The sequence below is a fragment of the Streptomyces sp. NPDC094143 genome (genome assembly GCF_040303825.1).
GTDB lineage: Bacteria > Actinomycetota > Actinomycetes > Streptomycetales > Streptomycetaceae > Streptomyces.
Window position 1 is genome coordinate 1 of record NZ_JBEOTZ010000119.1, and the last position, 1,428, is coordinate 1,428.

Annotated in this window: 1 protein-coding gene; it reads right to left on the bottom strand. The window is 67.4% G+C overall.

What is annotated here, in order from left to right:
• Positions 1-122 precede the first annotated feature (122 nt).
• Positions 123-1,361 carry an IS701 family transposase gene (locus ABTZ58_RS40050; RefSeq protein WP_502996227.1) on the bottom strand — a complete coding sequence of 413 codons (1,239 nt, stop codon included), beginning with the start codon at positions 1,359-1,361 and terminating at the stop codon, positions 123-125.
• Positions 1,362-1,428 lie beyond the last annotated feature (67 nt).

Here is a 1,428-nt window from a genome sequence, read left to right on the forward strand (position 1 = left end):
GCCTTCTTGAGTCTATTCGGCTGCTGTGGCGCCTGGTGCCGGAAGTTCGTAACCTCCACCGCAGCGGCGACGGTAGTGGCAGCGTCGTGCGGTTTCCTGGCGGCGCCGCCACCAGGACCAGCTCAACGCATGATCGGCTTTCCGCCGGTGTGCCGGTGGGAGACGGTGAACTGCCAGGAGCCGCCGGACTTCTGCCACGGTGAGGGGTGCAAGGGCACTGGAACCGTTTCTGCGGCCCCCCTTGCCGTCGTTGCGGTGGCGGACATGGCCGCGAGGAAGGCGTGAGCCAACATGGCGAGAGTGATGTGCCGATACCAGCCCGGATAGCGGCGGGCCTCGTACTGGTCCAGGCCGCATTCGTTCTTCGCGGCCTGGAAGCATTCCTCGATCGCCCACCGGCTGCCGGCTACCCGGGCCAGATCGGAAACCTTTGTGCCGACGGGTGCGTAGGCGAGGTAGTAAGCGATCTCTTCCGGCCGGGCCAGGCTGCGGCGGGCCAGGACCCACCGGTCGTGCGTGGGCTGATCGCCGTCGAAGTCGTAGACGGCCGGCAGTTTCGCCGCGGCCCAGTCATAGACGCGCGGCCCTTTCGCCCCCTCACCGCAGGAATGACGCTCCCAGGCCTCGTCCGGCGCCTGGGCGATGACGAGATCGATCCGGCCCAACGCAGGGACGGGCTGGGACTTCGGGACGGCCAGGACGTAACCGACGCCGGCTTCCTCCAGCATCCGTCGCAGCCGCCATTCCTGGCCATAGGCCGAGTCCGCAGTCACCCAGGCGATGGGCAGCGGCGAGGCCAGGGCCCGCTGAATCATGGCTTTGGCCAGGTCACCCTTGGTGGCGAAGTCACGCTCCTCGGGTATCTTCGCCGCCCCGCAGCGGTCCCGGTCCGCAGTCCAGGACTTCGGCAGATACAACTCCCGGTCCACCAGCGCTCGTCCCCGCTGGGAAGCGTAGGCGGCGAAGACCCCGATCTGGCAGTTCTCCGTGCGGCCGGCAGTCCCCGAGTATTGCCGCTGGACGCCGGCCGACACCGTCCCCTTCTTCAGGAAGCCGGTGTCGTCGATGATCAGCACACCGCCCGGCTCCCCAAGCTTCTCGGCGACATACTCCTGCAGATCATCACGCACCTCGTCAGGACTCCAGCGCACACGGTTCAGCAGATTCTGCAGGCCCGCAGAGGTGCGATGGCCTACGTACTCGGCCAGCTGCCAGCTGTTCTTCCGGCCCACCGGGCCGAGCAGACCGTTCACATAGGCCCTCATCTGCCGCCGCAGGTTCACCCGCCCGAACCGGTGGCCGACCCGAACGAGCACCTCTTCCAGTTCCGCCGACCAAACGTCGGGCCGCACATCCTGCATGACAATCACAACGGACCGCTGCGGTGGAGGTTACGAACTTCCGGCACCAGGCGCCACGGCAGCCGAA

What these genes read in the sequence shown, in the direction of transcription:
- ABTZ58_RS40050 (WP_502996227.1), bottom strand. Translation starts at nt 1,361, where the DNA reads ATGCAGGATGTGCGGCCCGACGTTTGGTCGGCGGAACTGGAAGAGGTG.